The sequence below is a fragment of the Oscillatoria sp. FACHB-1406 genome, from assembly GCF_014698145.1.
Lineage (GTDB): Bacteria > Cyanobacteriota > Cyanobacteriia > Cyanobacteriales > Spirulinaceae > FACHB-1406.
Genome location: NZ_JACJSM010000007.1, coordinates 219,892 through 239,280 on the forward strand (window position 1 = coordinate 219,892; position 19,389 = coordinate 239,280).

Here is a 19,389-nt window from a genome sequence, read left to right on the forward strand (position 1 = left end):
CGTGAAAAAATTGAAAATTTTCGTTAAGCTCGCGGATGTTTGGAGAAAAGTGAAGTTTACAGCGGACTTTGGGGTCGCGCATTTGCACGGAAGGATCGCGCTTGGATTCTCGCTTGCGGGGGGAAGGGATGGAGGTTTCCCGCAAGGGGGCGAGGTCAGCAGAACGTAACAGTTCGTTAACCTCACGCAGGCACTACTTAAGATTTCCTAGTGGAGTTGAACTTTTTTGTTAAGGCTATTTCGGACGGCGATTGACGAGTTCGGTAACGTCTTCAAAGAAAATGAATAGGGTCTGCTCGCTCTGTCCTCGATCGCTGTCTGCCGAATGCGCGATCGCGTAAAGGCTGATATACTGAGGTCGCTCCGGATTGGATTCTCTGACAAACTCTGGAAGGACGAAGTAGTCTAACTCGCGATCGAGAACTTGCTGAAGTTTTTGTTCGTATTCGAGCAGTTCGGGGAAAGCTTCTCCGAGCTTTGTACCGGAATAAAATGCTTCTGGATAATCCGAATAGTTACTAGCGCCTAGGGAAAAGTTAACGATCGCACCTTCATAATTTATGCTGACATATTCGAGCGATTTCAATCGAAGTAATTGCTCTAAAACTTCAGCAGGAGGCAGTTTGCCGACCTTACTATTTTCTCGCTCTGCCAGACTTAAGCGATAGCCAACCCCATAAATAGTCGTAATGATATCGTTAGTTGCACCTGCTTGCTTAAAGGCTTTACGCAAACTTTTAATGTGGAATCGCACGCTACTGTGGGTGGGCGTTTTTTCAACATCCCAAAGTTGTTCGACAATAGCTTCGTAGCTAAAGATTTGTTCGGGATATTTTAGGAAAAGCAGCAGTAAGAAATACTCTTTTGTAGAGAGGTCAACCGGCTTCCCGTCATACATAACAGTCCGAAAATTGGGATTGACCAATAGTTTTCCATAGCGATAGTTGTTACAGTCTTTGTCCGGACAAAAGAGGTTGGCTGAGAGTTGAACTTGAGAAGGTAGATTTAAAATGGAGATACACATTTGGGAGTCTATTATTTATAAGTTTTGTTGAGATCGCAGTTGCGAATAAAGGTTCGCTTAAAAATCTGTGAGTTTGGGCGCAATAGCAAACTGCCGAGACTTCAGCAAAAATGAGGATCCAAACATAGCTCATACTCGCTTTATAAGCCACAAATATGTCCCCGTTTTCCGAAACCCAAGCCACAAAGTCTAAGGCTTTAAGCTTTGGCAGCTATAAGTTTCAGGTATGCCCTCTATAACTTATAAGGCTATTCTCCATATTAGTGTCGGGGGTAGAAAATTTCTAGAACGTACAATTACCTGGTCTATATTGATTTGAGTGTTAGCCGACAAACCCAGCTTTATCTTAAAAGTAGGTCGGATTGATTCGAGCTAGCAGCGCGTTTCTGGGCAGTATATCGATCCGGTTGTGCGATCGCGGTTGACGGCGATCGCGAAATCTACTGAGACAGGTTTTTGAAGAAGCGGTGTAACAAAAAGTTCGGGATGCAGCGATCGCCAAAAATACCGAACGAATTGCTCGATTTCTGCATCACTCATTCCGGCTTTTCCGCTGGCTTTCATTTTTTGTTCGGCTTCTTTGCGCCAGTCCAAACTCCAGCGATAATCGAGGGGATAGAGAACGAGAAGGCGATCGCAGCGCTGCCACAGGGGAAGGTAGGCGGCGAGGCGTTGGTTGCAGGTGCGGGCAAAGTCGCGATCGCCAGCGGTAACAATCGGCGCTGGCGGGTTTTCAAAAGCTTTGTCGTCAATGGGTTGCGCGCCAACAAACCAGCCTTCAAATAAAAGGATTTCGGCAGTTGCAGCGGTTTCTGGGGCGATGCGATCGCCCACTCCGTTGTGGAGGGATTTATCGAAGCGAGGTAAACTGAGGGGAAATTCGCGGCGATGGATGCGATCGAGCAGTTCGATGCCTAATTGTACATCGTGGGTTCCCGGCGGCCCGCGCCAGATTAAACGCGGATCTTGCTGTTGCAATTGCTGGCGTTCTGCATAGGTTTTATAGAGATCGTCGAGGGAAAGGTTAAGCGTTGGATAGCCCAGTTGCGCTAAAATAAAGCTTAAAATCCCAGCCAGGGTACTTTTCCCGGTTCCTTGCACGCCTAAAATTCCGAGAATGAGGGGTTGGGACTGTGCTTCTCGCCATGTTTGCAATTGCAGGGCGAGGGGCAACCATAGCGTCCAAAGGGTTTTTAGGGTTTGGGGGGAGTCGATCGCGAATCCGGGGCAGTAGGGGGCGAGGGCGGGGTAAATGTTCTCGAATAACCGCGATCGCACCTCGATTTTTTTCAATCCTATCTCTGCGTTAATCTCAAACGCTTTTGCTCGTTGCGAATCTTCTAATTCCGCCGCGAGGAGGGTTTGGCAATCTTCTGCGGTTGGTTTTTCCCCCAAACTCCAACGCCGTAAAATCTCATTCGCGTTCATCATCGATCTGGTTTAACGCAACGATCGCAATCCGCGTACCAACCCCCGATACACGCCCGCGAGAAAATCGAAGTTCAGGGTTTCGATGCGATCGCTGGGTTGATGGTAGTTCGGATTGCGCATAAAGGCCGTATCCGTGACCATAATAGCGCGGTAGCCGCGATCCCAAAAGGGGGCGTGGTCGCTGAGGCGCGTCGCGCGCAGCAGTTGCCCTTTCATCCCGGCGGGAAGCCATTGGGCGGGGGTTCCGGCTTGGCGAAATTGGCGGCTGAAGTGCCATAAATCGGGTAAGGTGGGAAGATTGCCGATGAGGGCGATGTAGTTGCCGCGATCGGGATAAATTCGCTCTAAACCGGCGGGATATTGCTGAGAACCCGGTTCTTGGCTGCAATAGCCTAACATTTCTAATGAGAGCATTAAGCGCAAAGGTTGACTTGTTCCCAAATCTTCGGCATAGCGATCGCTGCCAATTAAACCATATTCTTCTAAATCGAAGGCAATCAAACGCAGGGGGTAGCGGACGGGTTGGGCGGCGAATTCTCGCGCTAGTTCCAGCAATACGGCAACGCCCGTTGCATTGTCGTCTGCGCCTTGGGTTCCCGGAACTGCATCGTAGTGCGCGCCGATTAAAATGGGCGGTTTAGAAATTGTCCCATTGCGGGCGGGTAGATTTAGCACTAAGTTTTGATGGGTGCGCCCTCTGGGAGTGTAAGTAAAGTTGTGGCGTTCGACGGTTCCCCATTGTTGTAATTGTTGCTGGATATAGGTTTGCACGTAAAAATGTCCGGCGCTGGCAAAATAGGGATCGCGCTCTCGGGCGATTTCGAGGAGGTGCGATCGCAAGCGTTCTTCATCATCCTTCATACCATTAATCTGGGCATCAATTGCCGAAACTCCCATTTTAACGCCGTTTCTCCCTCCCCATCTCCCCCTGTTCCCCTTCATAACTCATCACTCATAACTCATCACTCAGAATTTATCCCCCCTTCATAACTCATCACTCATAACTCATCACTCAGAATTTATCCCCCCTTCATAACTCATCACTCATCATTCATCACTCAGAATTTATCCCCCCTCTCCCGAACAGCTACAATTGAGCTTGACAGACTCCCGACTGTATCAGTTGCCATTGCGAACAATCCAAGCTGGAACATTGCAACCTTCTGGGTAGACTTAAAGTAAAGCAGAACCAACTTCACCAAATCCGATTGATTTAGCAGCCACTATGCGCCAGAAACTTGACTTTAGCCTTTTAGTCGTTACCTCGTTTATCGTTGTTCTAGCCTTAGAACCCGTCCATCAATCCTTAGATAAAAGCGCGGCAGCTAGCGAACCCTCTTCAGCCAAACCCCGTGCGGCAGATTCCACCGATGCTGGAAACGCGCGCAACTCCTCGGGCAATCCTCTCCTCGTTGGTTCGGCAGAACGAATTTTGCGCGATTTAGAGCGCAATAAGTTAGATTTCGATCGCACTTAATTTTATTGCTGTCATTTTACCCTTGAAATCGAGTTGAATAGAAACGCAGGCAAAGGATGTAGACTATACGCCTTTGCTTTTTTTTAAGCTAGCCCCGCAAGCAGTCCTGCACTTAGCTTAAAGGTAAAAAGAAACCCCACGCCGTTATTTAATAGCGCTACTTGCCCGATAATGAGCGGTACTAAAAGCACCAAAGTCTTGATTGGTGGGCGCTGCCCACCCTACCGAATGTCCTAACCTATGGGCATAGCGCTATACATGATTCGGCGTGCGGTAGTTCGCTAACACAATGGATTCCGCCATGCACGATTCAGAGGCAGAAAATCTCTCCCGTTCCCTTCTTTCAAAATTTATTGCCACAGAACCCTTGGATAAAGTGGGCGAAGCGGGAGAACGGGCAGTCTGGGAGGCGGTACAAGGGGCGTTTTGCGATCGCGAATGCCTTGCCTATTGGCGCTACCCGATCTTTTCGCAACGGGGGAAATACCGCAAGGAACCGGATATCCTGATTGTCGATCGCGAGTGGGGCGCAATTATTATTGAGGTGAAATCCCTTGCGATCGCGCAAATTGCGTCAATTTCCGGGCATTTATGGGAATATCACGATTACTACGCGGCAACGGGCAATCCTTACCAACAAGCCGAAAATCAACTGTTTGCGCTCCTCGAGTATAGCGATCGCGAGCCAACATTGCAGCGCCAAGTCAGCGGGCGCGCCCTCGTCGCCCTACCGAAAATTAACCGCCAAGAGTGGCAAGAACGGGGATTCGATCGCCTCCCAACTAGCCCACCCCTACTCTTTCAGGAAGATTTATGCGAGGGAATGCGCGATCGCCTCATTAAAACGCCGCCCCTCGTCACCGCCCCGCCCTTAACCGAGGAACAGTGGCAACTGCTGTTAGCGGTGGTTGCAGGAACACCGCTGTATCGTCCGCCGTCGCGTCGGGTTCTCGCGCGCGATCGCAGTCGGGGTAAAATCTTACAGCAGGCTAACGAGCAACTTTTACAACTCGACCTCGAGCAAGAACGCATCGCCAAGCAAATCCCCCCCGGACCGCAGCGCATTCGTGGGCTAGCCGGTTCGGGAAAAACCGTCCTCCTTTGCCAAAAAGCTGCCCATATCCACCTCAAACACCCCCATTGGCAGGTTGGCTTCGTTTTCTTCTCCCGCAGTCTCTATCCGCTCGTTATTGCACAGATCGATAAATGGTTGCGTTACTTCAGCCAAAATGAAGTCGGTTACGATGCCGATAACCGCAACCTGCGCGTTCTCCATGCTTGGGGGGCGAAGGGACAACCGGGACTCTATAGTTTTCTGTGTCGTCAAGCGGGCGTGAAACCTCTGACGGTGAAGAATCTCCGCACCAAACAACCGAACGAAGCACTCGCCGAAGCTTGCTGCTATCTCCTCAATACGGCGGCAATTCCGCAATGCTTCGATGCGCTTTTGCTCGATGAAGGACAGGATTTAATCGTCGATCGCTGTAAGTTTGAAGGGAAACAGCCTTTTTATTGGCTGGCTTATCAATCCTTGCGTCCCGTCGATCCCGCGCTTCCTCACCAGCGGCGTTTGATCTGGACTTGCGATGAGATGCAAAGTTTGGAAAGCCTCACCGTGCCTTGCGTTAGCGAGCTTTTTGGCGAGGAGTTGGCGCATCTGGTGGCGGGGAGTTACAGCAATGGCATCCCGAAAAGTGAGGTTCTCTCGCGCTGTTATCGCACGCCTCACCGCATTTTAACAGCCGCCCACGCGATCGCGATGGGATGGTTGCGTCCGGGGGGAATGCTGACGGGAATGCAATGTCCGGAAGATTGGCGCGCGATCGGTTACGAGGTACGCGCCCCCGCCACTCTCCATCGTCCTCCTCAAAATTCCCCCAACCCCATTTCCCACCTTTGGCAGGGAGATTGCCTCGAATTTAAAACCTTTCCCAATCGGCAACAAGAACTTAGCTATTTAGCTCGCCATTCCCTCGATCTTCTCCGTCATGAAGGGTTACGACCCAGCCAAGAAATATTAGTCATTGTGTTAGGGAACTTTTTAGAAGCACGACAACTCGAAATTGATGTTGCTAACTTTTTAATTCAACAAGGAATCGACGTTTATTTGCCAGGAACTAATAATTATAACACGATCTCCTGCAATAAAGAACAATATAATCCTAATTCTTTTTGGTTTCCCGGCGCAATTACAATCTCGCGCATTCACCGCGCCAAAGGGCATGAAGCCGACCTCGTTTATATCGTTGGACTAGATAAAATTGCCGTAGATGAAAGCAACTTAAAACTGCGAAATCAACTATTAATTGCTTTGACGCGGGCGAGAGGATGGGCGGTTTTGAGTGGGATTGGGAATTACTCTTTTTATGATGAGATGCGGAACATTATGCAGCGCGACGAGACCTTTTCTATCGCTCATCGCTATGCGCCCCAAAGAAAACTCGCCGCCTCCAGCGCGGGCGAATTATTGCAATCCTATCAATCTGGAAATCGTAACTTTCGCAACTGGAATCTGGAAAAAGCAGAACTCGAAAATGCGAACTTGAAACAAATCGATCTACTTGGAGCGAATTTAAGAAGTGCAAACTTACAGGGCGCAAATCTCGATAAGGCTAAATTGATTGCTGCCGATTTGAAAGGCGCAAGGTTAAAGGGAGCGAGTTTGAATAAAGTCCAGTTAATAGGAGCAAATTTGCAAGACTCCGATCTAACTGCCGCCGATTTAAGGGGCGCAAATCTAAGCGATGCTCGGTTAGAAGGAGCAATTTTATCGGGAGCAAATTTAAACGCTGTGGAATTGACCGGAACGATTCTTTTAAAATGATTAAACAATTGCTTATAGCGTTTTTGTTTGCGTGAGGTACAGTTCCAAAAATTAAATCGGTAGGGGCGCGGATTTCGAGGTTTTAGGGGCGAATGGTATTCGCCCGCTGGGTGTACCTCATCCATGTGAAAGCTGCTATAGTACCAGTTTTTATTGATTTTGCAATGTTGCGTAGAATTAGGGAAGAGTAATGCTCTGCCCTACAGATAAAATTCATTGCATCAGACTTTGGGAATTTGTATAATGCTAACTTTTATCGAGCTTGTACGATTTTACAAGAGGGTATAAAGTGCGATTGCTCTAAAGCGAAGAAATATTGCATTGCGAGCGTAAATTAGTGCAAAAATACTGTAAATATGGCATAATTAAACTAATATAGAAAGTAACGCACAATCTTGGGGCGTTACCGTGAGCCTAAAAATTAGTCTCTTTTTTCCAAAATCTAACCCGCGCTTAACGCACCCTACAAAAAAGCTTAGAAACTCATTATCCATTATCCATTATCCATTAAATCCATGAGTTCTAACCCCGCGCAAATCGCGCTGCCTACACCCTTCCCAAATCATCTGCAATTGCCCGAAGAAAACGGTGAATTCGTGAAGAACTTTCAAGAACATCCCCAAAGCATCTTACTAACAGATTCTCTCAGCGCAGTATTAGAAAACCTGCATCCCGACGGACGTTACGCGATCGGTCAGGACTGCGGGATATATTGGCGACAAACCGATCCGCCCGATCGCGGTGCAGAAGCGCCCGATTGGTTTTACGTTCCCGGGGTTCCTCCCAAACTCAACGGTCAAATTCGCCGTTCCTACGTCATTTGGCAGGAATATATCGCCCCGATGATTGCCTTAGAATTTGCCTCTGGGGATGGGTCGCCCGAACGAGACAGAACGCCGTTATTTTCAGCAGAAAACGAGAATACCAGACCGGGAAAATTCTGGGTCTACGAACAAATTTTGCGGATTCCTTACTACGGAATTTATCAAATTCGGAACGAACAGTTGGAACTGTATCGCTTGATTAACGGGATTTATCGCCTGCAAGAAACTAACGATCGCGGCCATTATCCCATTGAACCGATGGGAGTAGAACTGGGCTTATGGGAAGGCAGCTACCAAAACCAGACGCAGCGGTGGTTGCGTTGGTGGGATGGGGAGGGCAATTTGTTGCTGACGGGTAGCGAACGCGCCGAAATCGAACGACAGCGCGCCGAACGAGAGCAACAGCGAGCCGATCGCGCCGAACGGGAAAGAGACAGCATCGCGCGATCGCAACGCGAAGCCATCCCCCAACTGTTGAGGATGGGATTAACCCCGCAGCAGGTATCCGAAGCATTGCAGTTGCCGCTCGAAGAAGTGCAGGGCTTCAATAAAAGAGAGGAAAGAAGTTAGAGTAATAAGGAAACCAAACCGACTCTTTTGCGGCGATCGCGATGGCAACCACCCAAGACGCACCCAACTCACCCTCTACCCAACCCGAAGACTATCTCGACGAAATCCCCAACGAAGTCGAGATGTCGTTTTTCGATCACCTCGAAGAATTGCGCCAGCGGATATTTTACTCGCTTCTAGCGGTTATTGTCGGCGCGATCGGCTGTTTTGCCTTCGTGCGTCCCCTCGTCCAATGGCTCGAAATTCCCGCGCAAGGCGTAAAATTCCTGCAACTCGCCCCGGGCGAATTCTTCTTCGTCTCCCTCAAAGTCGCCGGTTATAGTGGCATTCTCGTTGCCAGTCCCGTCATCCTCTACCAAATCATTCAATTCGTTCTCCCCGGACTCACCCGTCGCGAACGTCGCTTCATCGGTCCGGTTGTACTCGGTTCCAGCGTCCTCTTTTTCGCCGGACTTGCCTTTTCCTATATTGCCCTAGTTCCCGCCGCCCTCAACTTTTTCATTACCTACGGCGCGGATGTCGTCGAACAAGCTTGGTCTATCGAACGTTACTTTGAATTCGTTCTCTTGCTCATGTTTTGTACCGGAATTGCCTTCCAAATTCCCGCCATTCAATTCATCTTGGGCGCATTAGGAATTATTAGTTCCGCCCAAATGTTTTCCGGTTGGCGCTACGTCGTATTGGGTTCGGTTATCTTAGGGGCAGTCCTCACCCCATCCACCGATCCCGTCACGCAATCGCTGCTCGCTGGAGCGGTATTATTCCTTTATTTTGGCGGCATTGGAGCCGTAAAATTAATCGGGCGGTAAGTATAGGTTGGGCGTAGTGTCGTGACACAGCTAAAACTGTGCGATAGGTTTCTCGTTCTATTGCTTACTCGATCGGGGTTTCGAGAGTTTTTCTAACGCCTCATTTAAGGTGTGTCACGGCAGTAGTGCCGTGACACCGCTAAAACTGTGCGATAGGTTTCTCGTTCTATTGCTTACTCGATCGGGTTTCAAGAGTTTTTCTAAAGCCTCATTTAAGGTGTGTCACGGCACTACGGAAAAGCCGGAATTTAAGACTTGCTTGATAAGAAGGGCGAATGCCATTCGCCCCTACCTGCACAATCTGAAATCCATTGCGCTTAGGGCAACCAAAAATCCGGCAACCAACCCCCAACCATCTGCCGCACCGATTGGTTCAGCCACCGCCCAGCTTGAATATGCGGTTCGTCTGCCTCTACTGGGATAATCTCGGCTTTCTGCCCCAATCCAAAGCGGTTAACGACTAAATTCGCTGCCTCCAAACCCGTCACGTAAGCTTTTTCTTGCGACCAAGAACCGTGGCGAGTAACAACCCAATCCCCGCTCATTAAAACATTCGGAATACTCGTCTGTGCGGGCAAGAGATACTGATAGCTTCCGGGGGCAAAATGGGTTACGCCCTGCCGCACGCGAACGACACTACTATCGATGATTTTCGCACTGCTAAATTCGGGAATACAAGTTGCAATATCCCGGCAAACTTTGGCGACAATTTCTGCATCGCTCATTCCCAATAACTGATTGGCATGGTAGAAATCTGCTTCAATAACGCTGCCCGGTTCGTCGCGATAGTCGTCGTGCAAAGTATTGAGATCGAAAAACGTCCAGCCTGTGGTTGCATCGAAGCCAAAACAAGCATTGGATGGTAAAGGAATATTCACTTTGCGATCGCACCACAAGCGCACGGCTAAAACATCAATTCCCCCTAAATTGCTCAGGTTGCGGAATTCTGCGTAGCGATTCAAAGTTTCACTTCCAGCAACAATTTTCTTTATCCCGCTAACGCTGGTTGCAAAGATAACCGCATCCGCCTCAAACACTTCTTCGTCGCAAACGACGGCGTTGGCATTGCCTGTTTCATCCAGGAGGATGTCGTTAACGCGCCGATTCGTTAAAACCTTTCCGCCCGCATTTTCAATCTGCTGTACCCAGGGTTTAAAGATGCGTTCTCCCACCGTTCCCCGACACCAGACGACATCGAAATCGGGTTGGTGAGCCAAAATGAAGTAATAAAGCATTCCCAGGGCTGCGGCGGCGCTGCACTGTTCGCCCGGGGCAAAGAGTCCCACCAGCAGCATCGGTTCAAAGGATTCGGCATAAAGTCGTGCCGATACGCCAAATTGTTTGAAGAGTTCGCGGGCGGTAACTTTATCGTAACGCTGCCATGCTTCGTGGGAGTTGTCGAAGTCGAGAAGGGCGTAGAGGAGGGGCAGGGCGGAAAGTCTGTCGATGAGGGGCAGGCGTTTGAATTGGGTGTAGAGGAAGGTTCCGAGGGGGGTGGGGAGTCGCGGTTCGTTTTGGAAGATGGGCGATTCAACTTCGAGTCCGTGGGGGGAGTATTGGGAGGAACGAGTAAAGGGGGTGAAGGGTTGCAGTTGCAGTCGTTCGACGAGGTGGAAGATGTTGCGGTAGGGATACCAAAAGCCGTGAATTCCGGCTTCGACGGAACGCCCGCTGGGGGTTTTCCAACCGGCGACTAATCCGCCGGGATAGGGGGCGGCTTCGAGGAGGGTGACGTTGTAGCCTTGTTGGGCGAGGTGGTGGGTTGCACCGAGTCCCGCCCAACCCGCACCGACGACGATGATTTTGGGGGATTGGGTTTGCATGGGGAGTAGCAATTAAGAATTAAAAATTAAAAATTGGGAGGAGGGCAAGGACTGGGCTGTTGAATCTGTAGTCTGCATGGTTTGGAATTGATGTAAGGATAGAGGTAAGTCGAAAATTTTGGGTTTTCAATCCTGTCTTTAAGATTAACGTTAAAGGGTGGGACAGTCGGGGCGACTGTCTGCGGTTTTGGGGTAAGATTTGCGGCTTTTTGGCGGTTGTAGCGGCGTGAGGGTGTGGGACTTGACAAAGTTGCACAGATGGAAGAGCGAGGATCGAAGGAACCTTCACGATTGAGGCACGATCTTGCTTGTGGAGAATAAGGCGATGACAACTTATTACAGCTACGGTATTGGCAGTGCTGGTTTTGGTCTAATCGTTTTGATTGCTTATGTTCTTTTGCAATGGCTGCATATTCCATCGGGAAATTTTTTAGATTGGGTGATTGGCGTTCTCAGTTTTTGGTGGTTGCTGGCGGTTGTGACGCTGCCGTGGAATGTCTGTTTTGAGGCGCAGGAAGCGATCGCGGAAGCGGAGTTGTCGGAGTCGAAGGGGATTGCAGTCGATCGCGCCCAGGTTAGATACGCGCGCAAGGTGTCCCGCTGGGCGTTAGTTGTCGCCATCGCACTACATATTCTTTCTGCGATCGCGCTCTATACCCTCGCCGCGACGGGGGTTAGTGCCGTTGGCTACGTCAGTTCTGGTGCGGCGCTACTGTTCACGGCTTTGCGTCCGGCAGCGCGCTTTTACCAATATTTAGCCGCGCGCATCTGGGCGATTCGCCACGAAATTAAGTATCCTCGCGAAGATGTTTTCGAGTTGCGCGATCGCGTTATCGGCCTCGAACACAGTGTCAAACATCTTAACGAAATTCTCGATCCCCAAGAACCTCATTCTTGGGTTGCAACGATGCAGCGAGAGAGCGAAGAAACTCGGCGCAATCTTGCTAATTTACGCGCGCTACTCGAACAGTCGCAAGCGCAGAACGAAGTCGCCCACCAACAGTTAGCAAAAGAGGCAACAAACGCGATCGCACAACTGAGCGAAGATAGTCAAGTTCTCGGCCACGTTCGCGAAATTATTCAGTTCTTCAAAACAGCTTAAATTAAGCTTAGAACCCCTTGATAATTCGTAATTCGTAATTCGTAATTCGTAATTCGTAATTCGTAATTCGTAATTTCAGGTCACAAGCCTCTAATTTTAATGAGGAAAAAGTCGATCGATGCCCAGCAACGATATTCAAGCTCCCGACTTCAGTCCTAGAATAATATAAAATCCGGTTGAATGACCATAGTATGTTTCTCGCCTCAGTCAGCAGGAAAGCAAATTTATAGTGTGGCTGTTTATCCGGATTTCATATAATTACGAACTACGAATTATCAATTACGAATTATAGAGACGTTATATACAACGTCTCTACAGGCAATTTGTTCTTTCTTAAGTCAGTGTCATTCATTATTCATTATTCACTATTCACTAAATGCCGAGCCGTTGGTAAATCTCATCAATGTGCAAGAGATGGTGTTTTGGATCGAAACAGGCTTCTATTTCTCGCTCCGATAAATGCTTTGTAACCGTTGCATCTTGACTTACCAAAGCGCGAAAATTACCGTCGTCGCGATTCCAAGCTTCGTGCGCGCAAGTTTGGACGATTTTATAAGCTTCCTCGCGCTTCAATCCTTTTTCAACTAAGGCTAACAGGACGCGCTGGCTGAAAATAACCCCCCCGTAAACGTTCATGTTACGTTTCATGTTCTCTGGGTAAACCAGAAGGTTTTTTACCAGTTGCGAAGTCTCGTGCAGCATAAAATGAGTCAAAATGCAAACATCGGGCAAAACGACTCGTTCGACGGAACTGTGGGAGATATCGCGTTCGTGCCAGAGGGCAACATTTTCGAGGGCAGCGACAGCACTCGCGCGCACGACTCTCGCCATTCCCGTCAAGCGTTCGGATCGGATCGGGTTGCGTTTGTGGGGCATGGCGGAGGAACCTTTCTGCCCTTTGGAGAAGTATTCTTCGACTTCAAGAACGTCGGTGCGCTGGAGGTTGCGAATTTCGACAGCAAAGCGCTCGATGGTTGCAGTGAGGAGGGCGAGATGTTGGACGAAGTTGGCGTGGCGATCTCGGGAAATAACTTGGGTGGAGGCGGTATCGGGCTCGAGTCCGAGTTTTTGGCAGGAGATCGCTTCGACGCGGGGATCGACGTTTGCATAGGTTCCCACCGCGCCAGAAATTTTGCCCACGCCAATTTCTCGCCGTAAATGGACGAGGCGATCGCGATTTCGCAGGACTTCTGCCAGCCATCCGGCGAGTTTAAAGCCAAAGGTTATCGGTTCGGCGTGGATGCCGTGCGATCGCCCGACCATAATGGTGTAGCGGTGTTCTTGGGCTTGATAGCGCAGGACTTGCACCAATTCTTCCACGCTTTCTAAGATAAGGTTTAAGCTGGCAACCATCTGTAAGGCTAAGCCCGTATCGAGAACGTCGGAACTGGTTAAGCCGAGGTGAATGTAGCGTCCTGCGTCGCCGACGTATTCGTTGACGTTGGTGAGAAAGGCGATAACATCGTGGCGCACTTCTTCTTCGATTTCTAAGACTCGGGCGCGATCGAACTTTGCTTTGGCTTTAATTTCGTCAACCGCTGCTTGAGGAATATAGCCGAGTTCGGCTTGTGCTTCACAAGCTGCTATTTCAACTTGCAGCCAGGTTTGAAATTTGTAATCGTCAGTCCACAGTTGGCCCATTTCGGGCAAGGTATAGCGTTCGATCATTGCTTGATTGTCAAAAGGTAGGTCGCCCGGGCCGTTTAAAGTCAACCCGCAGAAAATAACGGTATTTTAACCGTCCTATTGTAGCGCGTTGCAGTCTTTATCTCAGTGTGAAATTTTACCGTCAGGGAATGAGTTATGAATTACGAATTACGAATTACAAATTCCCTATTCATTCCAACCGGCAAACTCTCCGGCAAAGCGATCGCGCGATAATACTTTAATCCTCGCATCTTGTCGCGCTGACTCTCGTTCTACCTCGGTATTGTAGCCCCAGTCGCCCAAATACAAACCCACATCGCCTAAATCGGGCTGCTGTTCGATCAGTTGTAAAGTTTTCAGGCGATCTTCTACAAACCAGACGCTCGCTGAGCCGCGATCGGCGATAATCTGCCGTAAAGTCTCGTGTTTGGGTTGCTTGACTTCTTTACCGATAATTGAGGTGGGGGGAAGTTCGATCGCTTGTTGTTGCAGCAAGCGTTGGGTAAAACGCCCTTCTTTGGTGGTAATAACGATAACCTGCGTCCCTTGTGCCGCGATCGTTTGTCGCACTTTTTCGGCAATCTCCGGATAAAAGCGGTGCAATCCCAACCATCCGCCCAAATCTTGCACCATCCAATCATCGCGCACCGCATCCAAGGTTTTCCCCAAGATTTTGGCTTCGATCCCCTCCGACATTAATAAGCCCGAGGCAATGGGCAACCAATCGCCTAAAATCTCAGCTTCCGAAACCCCTAAAATTAGCGCGCGGATGAGGAGGGGCATTTCCCACCCCGTCTCGATAACCGGACGCGATCGCATAAAACTGGCTTCTAACTCGGCGGGTGGTTCCAGCGTTTCTGGCTGCCAAACTTGGCAGTAGGCGCGCCAAGAGGATTGGAAATACTCCAGCAATCCGTCGCAGAGTACGCCGTCAAAATCTAGAGCGAGAATATCGGGGCGATCGGAGGACATATTTAATAAGGTTTAAACTGGGGCGCTAGGATTCGAACCTAGGGATGGCGGGACCAAAACCCGCTGCCTTACCGCTTGGCTACGCCCCAACGAACTTAACCTTGGTTATTATAGCAGTCCTGCCGGGAAAGTTGTCAAGCTTTTTTTAAACTGCTCACTCGCTCTAGGGGAGTTTTAGATGGATTTGGCACAATACAAAAAGTTGATGGGCTTGCCCAGCAAGGTTTATGACATTCTGTAGCACGGTAAGTGCTGAAAAACTGTAATCCCTTTACTCACTATCCCGTTTTGTTCGGTAAGCTTGAGCGGGATGAGTTAATTTATCCGGATAACGAAGCTCCAATAAGCCTTTTTTGACTAAATCCTGTAAGTAGCGCCTTCTTAGGGTATGAGGAGAGCGATCTAATACTTCTGCCAACTGTTGCTGCGTTAGAAAAGCGTCTTGGCAAACTTTTAAGATCGCATCTTGCATTTGCTTTGGGTTAACCTTTCCCTTGCTTCTTACGGGTTCTGCCACTGCCTTCAGTTGTTCCAAACGATCGGAGCTTTCCGTCAAACGATCGGAGCTTTCCGTCAAACGATCGGAGCTTTCCGTCAAACGATCGGAGTTGAGGGAGGAAGATACCGGAAGTTGGATAAGTGAAAGCAGGTTAGAACTGGCAGTGTCAGGTAAACTGTAATACGTCCCGCGACCGTGACCGTATTTCTGCAAACAGCCGCTCTCAACCAAGTCCTTCAAACGGTCTCCAATGTCCCGGGGGTGCTGCTTGCTATAGCATTGTATGTCGGTATTGTTAATATCTCCGAGACGATGAGCCAGAACCAGAATCATTCGGTCGAGTTCTGAAAGATAGCGATACTTTTCTCCGACAATACTGCGTAGTTCTTTATCAATTTCCTCTGGTATCAAGCTAACTGTTGGTAGAGAAACAGTAATCAAGTTAACGTTTAATTTTTCGGAAACCAGCGGTGTAAACCATTGTTGTTCTCGCCAAGCTCGCAAAATTTTAGGAAAGCCCGATCCTGCTTTGTCCCCTATACCAAGCATTTGAAACATTTTCTGAAGGTTGGGATTTCGAGCATCGCTTAACCCTCCTTCATAGAGACTTTCGAGGGGAATTCTAAGACGACCTGGATTGGCAAATAAGAAACGGTCTCTAAACTTAGTAACTTGTATTGGTCGAGTTGATAAGTAGTCCGCATGAATAATAGTATTAGCTAATGCTTCTCTCAGAGCTTCGTGAACGTGCGTTTCTCCTTTACGAATTGCATCTCTGTCTAATTGAAAAGGCACATCTAAGTCTTGAGTCAAACGTCCGTAGACGCGATAGTAAAAGTTAAATAAATTAGCTTCCCATTTTCCATCTAAGGTAATTCGGTGCGTCCAACGTTGCTCTGGATTGTCTGAGAATTTTTCTTGGTAATCTAAGTGATAGTTAGGGAAGGCATCTGTAATGCTCCGCTCGCGTCCAAACATTAGTAAGCCTGCAAGTGTCAATCCTTGTTCTCCTGTATTACGATCGCATCGCCATCCTCCCAATTGGAAAAGAAGATTTTGATCGTCTCCAGCTAACCAAGGATGGTCGGGTTCTCTAGATCTAAAACGCTGACGAAAGGCTTTTAAGGTTTCTGGATCGAGATCGTTGAGAGAAAAATTTTTGAGAATTCCATAGTCCTGTGGTTCGCTGCTTGCATCTCGCAACATTTGTCGAACTTCGTCCTGGGTGCAAAGGTAATCTCCCTCGTAATTACGTTTGTATGTTCCTGTTAGAGGATTCTGGTTAATGTAGACAGGACGTTGAGTGCGAGTCGCTTTAGGAACTCTGATGACGATTAGTAAATGTTCATCAATGGTTTCGACCGTAACATCGGATGATTTACAGATGGGAACATTCAACTTTCGAGGATTGTTGTGGTTGTCCCAAAATTCTTTTTGTTGTTTTTCTGGGTTATCAACACCAGAGATCGCAAACTTTCCTTTTTTCTCGCTAATCCCTAAGATAATGTAACCGCCCTCGGTGTTAGCAAAGGCTGAGACGGTTTCCCAAACATCTTTGGACAGATGCTCTTGAGATGCTTTACACTCTAATTCTTCATTTTCGCCGATACTGAGTTGTTCGAGTAAAAATTCTCTGTCCATAAGCCCTAAAGCAAGTTGCAGATGTGCTAGTTGCGCTCCAAATGCTCAACAATGCACTTGCAGCCACCACAAAGGCTAAACCCATTCTATCAGTCCGCCAAAATGACATTTCATCTGGAAAGACGACATCAACTTAAACAGGATGGTATCTAAGTTAAGCAATCTACAACTCAAATCGGGATGACAGGATTTGAACCTGCGGCCCCTTCGTCCCGAACGAAGTGCGCTACCAAGCTGCGCTACATCCCGAAAATTAAACCTTATCTATCATAGCAGCTTTTGGACGCGATCGAACTTTCTTGTTACGATAAAAATTAAATCGATCGCGTAGGACGTGCAAATCGTGACAGTTAAACCAGAGTGGTTGCGGGTAAAAGCCCCTCAATGGCAGCGAGTGGGCAGCGTTAAGGAAATTTTGCGGGATTTGGGCTTAAATACGGTCTGCGAGGAGGCTTCTTGCCCGAATATCGGCGAATGCTTCAACGCAGGGACGGCTACTTTCTTAATTATGGGGCCAGCCTGCACCCGCGCTTGTCCCTACTGCGATATCGATTTCGAGAAGAAACCGCAAGCGCTAGATCCCCTCGAACCGTTGAATCTTGCTGAAGCGGTACGACGTTTAAAATTAAATCACGTCGTCATTACCTCGGTGAACCGCGATGACTTAACCGATGGCGGTGCAATGCAGTTTCAGCGCTGTATTGCCGAAGTTCGCAAGGTTTCGCCCCAGACGACGATTGAGGTATTAATCCCGGATTTGTGCGGGAATTGGGAGGCTTTAGCGGCAATTTTGGCGGCAAAACCGGAAGTTCTCAACCACAATACGGAGACAGTGCCGCGTTTGTATCGCCGCGTCCGTCCTCAAGGAGATTATGCGCGATCGCGGGAACTTTTGCGCCGCACCCGCGAGTTAGCCCCCGAAATTTATACGAAATCGGGCATTATGGTGGGGTTGGGCGAGACGGATGAAGAAGTCCGCCAGGTGATGCGAGATTTACGCGAAGATAGTTGCGATATTCTCACCATCGGGCAATATTTACAACCGTCCCAGAAACATTTGGGCGTACAAGAATTCGTTACGCCGCAGCAGTTTGAAGCTTGGCGCAACTATGGGGAGGAAATTGGTTTTTTACAAGTCGTTTCTTCGCCGCTAACTCGCAGTTCTTACCACGCCGAACAAGTCCGCGAGTTGATGGAACGCTATCCGAGGTAATTAATAATAGCGTTTTTTAACAAGGTGTAGGGGCGAATGGTATTCGCCCTTTTTAGACATTTGGTAGGGTAGACAGCGCCTACCAGCCAAGACTTTGGTACGTTTAGAACCTTGCATTCACGTTTCAAGTAGCGTTAGATATTTTACCAATTCTCATTGATTTTGCACGCTTTCCGAAGAGGGCATAACATTGTTATGCCCCTACAGCAAAAAATTTAGTGCATCGCGATTGGGAATTGGTATTCGACTAAGTTCGTCGTGGCGAATTGATTCGCAGTTTAGAGCGATACCGAACGATAATACCCAGCTTGTAATGATTAAATCCGCGATGGCTTTTTCAATAACTCCAACGCCACTTCATTTCTAGGATCTATTTCTAAAACCTTCTCGCAAAGCTTAACAACTTGGTCGCGCTCGCGGCGTTTTGATAGAATTCCTGCCTGCCCGAGCAACGCTTCAACTAAAACGGCTTGATACTCGTGCTGGGAAGGGTTTCGCTCGGCAATAAATTTATAGCAATTCCTATAGGAGTGTTGACGAGAATCCCTCCCCGATTCCAGAATTTTACGACTCTTGACATAGTATTTTAAAGCATAAGCGATCGCGTCCCGGTGTTTCCTCGAAAAACTGGCGTTATTTTCGATCTGTCGCCCTTCTTCTTCCAGTTTTTTGCCCACTTGTAAGTATTCTCGTCCGTAAAAAAAGTTGACATAACTTTGAGTCACGCGCCCTACATAAAAAGGGTATTTTTTCGCTGCCCAACGTTGTAAATCTGGTAAATCTTCGCAGGGAGAGATTTGTGGGTTATAGCTTATTTTTAAATAGGTTTGATAATTGGTATAACTTCGCTCTAGGCTTCGCAAATAGTTCGAGAAGTGTCCCTCCAGTTCTAGTTTTATCTTGGCTGCTTTTAAATGAGGAGCAAAAGGATCGTCGGGTTTAATCCGGATGGTGCGCTCGTAGAGTTTAAGGGCTTTCTTTTTATTCCCCGTTGTTTCCAGACAAATATTTCCTAAAGCGGTTAACGCTTCGATAGTATTGGGATGAAAAGCATGATATTGTTTAAACCAAGTATCGATCTGGAAATTGTTATCCGGCAATGCTTGGGGTTGCAGGAAAATGTAATGATGGTAATATTGCTGGGCTAAAGACAGATCGGGGATTTCTTCGCAAAGCTGTGCCATGTAATAAACGAGTTCGGAATCTTGAGGATTTTGGGAGTAAAGAACTTCCATTAATTCTAAAGCCTCCGTCATTTTGAAGGTAATCCACATCATCAAGGCGGTTTTTTTGACAACTTCGTAAAAGGCTTCATTCGCGATCGCGTTGACTAAATTGAAACTCGACTCTTGAAAGCGTTCGTACTCCTGACAAAGCTCCTCTTTCGTGAAATTATAAGTACATTCGCTATGCCAACGATAAACGTCTTCTGGCAGTTTAAAAAGTGGAATTTCCATTTTACGATCTGACTACCGGCGATACCTAACAAGAAAGGCATTTTTTTAATTTTAAAGCCTTGATTATTGGAGAAAG

Annotated in this window: 14 protein-coding genes and 2 tRNA genes; 6 read left to right on the forward strand and 10 right to left on the reverse strand. The window is 48.2% G+C overall.

Going from position 1 to position 19,389, the window contains the following annotated elements; all coding sequences use genetic code 11:
• Positions 1–235: 235 nt before the first annotated feature.
• From H6G50_RS10250 to H6G50_RS10260, 3 genes are all read right to left on the reverse strand, one after another.
• Positions 236–1,024, reverse strand: a complete 789-nt coding sequence (locus H6G50_RS10250; protein ID WP_190715818.1) for a winged helix-turn-helix domain-containing protein — start codon at positions 1,022–1,024, stop codon at positions 236–238.
• A gap of 372 nt (positions 1,025–1,396) precedes the next feature.
• A complete protein-coding gene (locus tag H6G50_RS10255; RefSeq protein ID WP_347239913.1) occupies positions 1,397–2,455 on the reverse strand; it encodes a glycerate kinase in 1,059 nt (352 codons plus the stop codon).
• A 9-nt stretch (positions 2,456–2,464) separates the two neighbouring features.
• Positions 2,465–3,352 carry a M28 family peptidase gene (locus H6G50_RS10260; protein ID WP_242032776.1) on the reverse strand — a complete coding sequence of 296 codons (888 nt, stop codon included), beginning with the start codon at positions 3,350–3,352 and terminating at the stop codon, positions 2,465–2,467.
• 328 nt (positions 3,353–3,680) lie between these two features.
• Between H6G50_RS10260 and H6G50_RS10265 the strand changes: the two genes are divergently transcribed.
• The 4 genes from H6G50_RS10265 to tatC all read left to right on the forward strand — a co-directional run bounded on the left by H6G50_RS10265 (position 3,681) and on the right by tatC (position 8,959).
• A complete protein-coding gene (locus tag H6G50_RS10265) occupies positions 3,681–3,932 on the forward strand; it encodes a hypothetical protein (protein WP_190715819.1) in 252 nt (83 codons plus the stop codon).
• A gap of 301 nt (positions 3,933–4,233) precedes the next feature.
• Complete coding sequence (locus H6G50_RS10270; RefSeq protein WP_190715821.1) at positions 4,234–6,756, forward strand: pentapeptide repeat-containing protein; 2,523 nt, start codon at positions 4,234–4,236, stop codon at positions 6,754–6,756.
• A gap of 515 nt (positions 6,757–7,271) precedes the next feature.
• The gene (locus H6G50_RS10275) at positions 7,272–8,150 is read left to right on the forward strand and encodes a Uma2 family endonuclease (protein WP_190715823.1); all 879 of its coding nucleotides are present in this window, start codon (positions 7,272–7,274) and stop codon (positions 8,148–8,150) included.
• A 41-nt stretch (positions 8,151–8,191) separates the two neighbouring features.
• Positions 8,192–8,959, forward strand: coding sequence for a twin-arginine translocase subunit TatC (gene tatC, locus H6G50_RS10280; protein ID WP_190715825.1), 768 nt, complete (start codon positions 8,192–8,194; stop codon positions 8,957–8,959).
• 317 nt (positions 8,960–9,276) lie between these two features.
• Here the strand turns inward: tatC and H6G50_RS10285 are convergent, their stop codons facing one another.
• On the reverse strand, positions 9,277–10,782 hold the full coding sequence (locus H6G50_RS10285) for an FAD-dependent oxidoreductase (protein WP_190715827.1): 1,506 nt from the start codon (positions 10,780–10,782) through the stop codon (positions 9,277–9,279).
• Between the two features lie 325 nt (positions 10,783–11,107).
• On the opposite strand from H6G50_RS10285, the gene H6G50_RS10290 reads away from it, so the two are divergent.
• On the forward strand, positions 11,108–11,884 hold the full coding sequence (locus tag H6G50_RS10290; RefSeq protein WP_190715829.1) for a hypothetical protein: 777 nt from the start codon (positions 11,108–11,110) through the stop codon (positions 11,882–11,884).
• 372 nt (positions 11,885–12,256) lie between these two features.
• On the opposite strand, the gene purB is transcribed toward H6G50_RS10290, so the two are convergent.
• The 5 genes from purB to H6G50_RS10315 all read right to left on the reverse strand — a co-directional run bounded on the left by purB (position 12,257) and on the right by H6G50_RS10315 (position 16,892).
• Positions 12,257–13,552, reverse strand: coding sequence for an adenylosuccinate lyase (gene purB / locus H6G50_RS10295; RefSeq protein WP_190715831.1), 1,296 nt, complete (start codon positions 13,550–13,552; stop codon positions 12,257–12,259).
• A 165-nt stretch (positions 13,553–13,717) separates the two neighbouring features.
• On the reverse strand, positions 13,718–14,503 hold the full coding sequence (locus H6G50_RS10300; RefSeq protein WP_190715833.1) for an HAD family hydrolase: 786 nt from the start codon (positions 14,501–14,503) through the stop codon (positions 13,718–13,720).
• Positions 14,504–14,520: 17 nt separating this feature from the next.
• Positions 14,521–14,592 (reverse strand) — tRNA-Gln (locus H6G50_RS10305).
• A gap of 182 nt (positions 14,593–14,774) precedes the next feature.
• A complete protein-coding gene (locus tag H6G50_RS10310) occupies positions 14,775–16,643 on the reverse strand; it encodes an RNA-binding domain-containing protein (protein WP_190715835.1) in 1,869 nt (622 codons plus the stop codon).
• Between the two features lie 175 nt (positions 16,644–16,818).
• A tRNA-Pro gene (locus H6G50_RS10315) sits at positions 16,819–16,892 on the reverse strand.
• A gap of 94 nt (positions 16,893–16,986) precedes the next feature.
• Here H6G50_RS10315 and lipA point away from each other — a divergent pair.
• Positions 16,987–17,856 carry a lipoyl synthase gene (gene lipA, locus H6G50_RS10320; RefSeq protein WP_190715837.1) on the forward strand — a complete coding sequence of 290 codons (870 nt, stop codon included), beginning with the start codon at positions 16,987–16,989 and terminating at the stop codon, positions 17,854–17,856.
• A 317-nt stretch (positions 17,857–18,173) separates the two neighbouring features.
• Here the strand turns inward: lipA and H6G50_RS10325 are convergent, their stop codons facing one another.
• On the reverse strand, positions 18,174–19,313 hold the full coding sequence (locus H6G50_RS10325) for a tetratricopeptide repeat protein (RefSeq protein ID WP_190715839.1): 1,140 nt from the start codon (positions 19,311–19,313) through the stop codon (positions 18,174–18,176).
• Positions 19,314–19,389 lie beyond the last annotated feature (76 nt).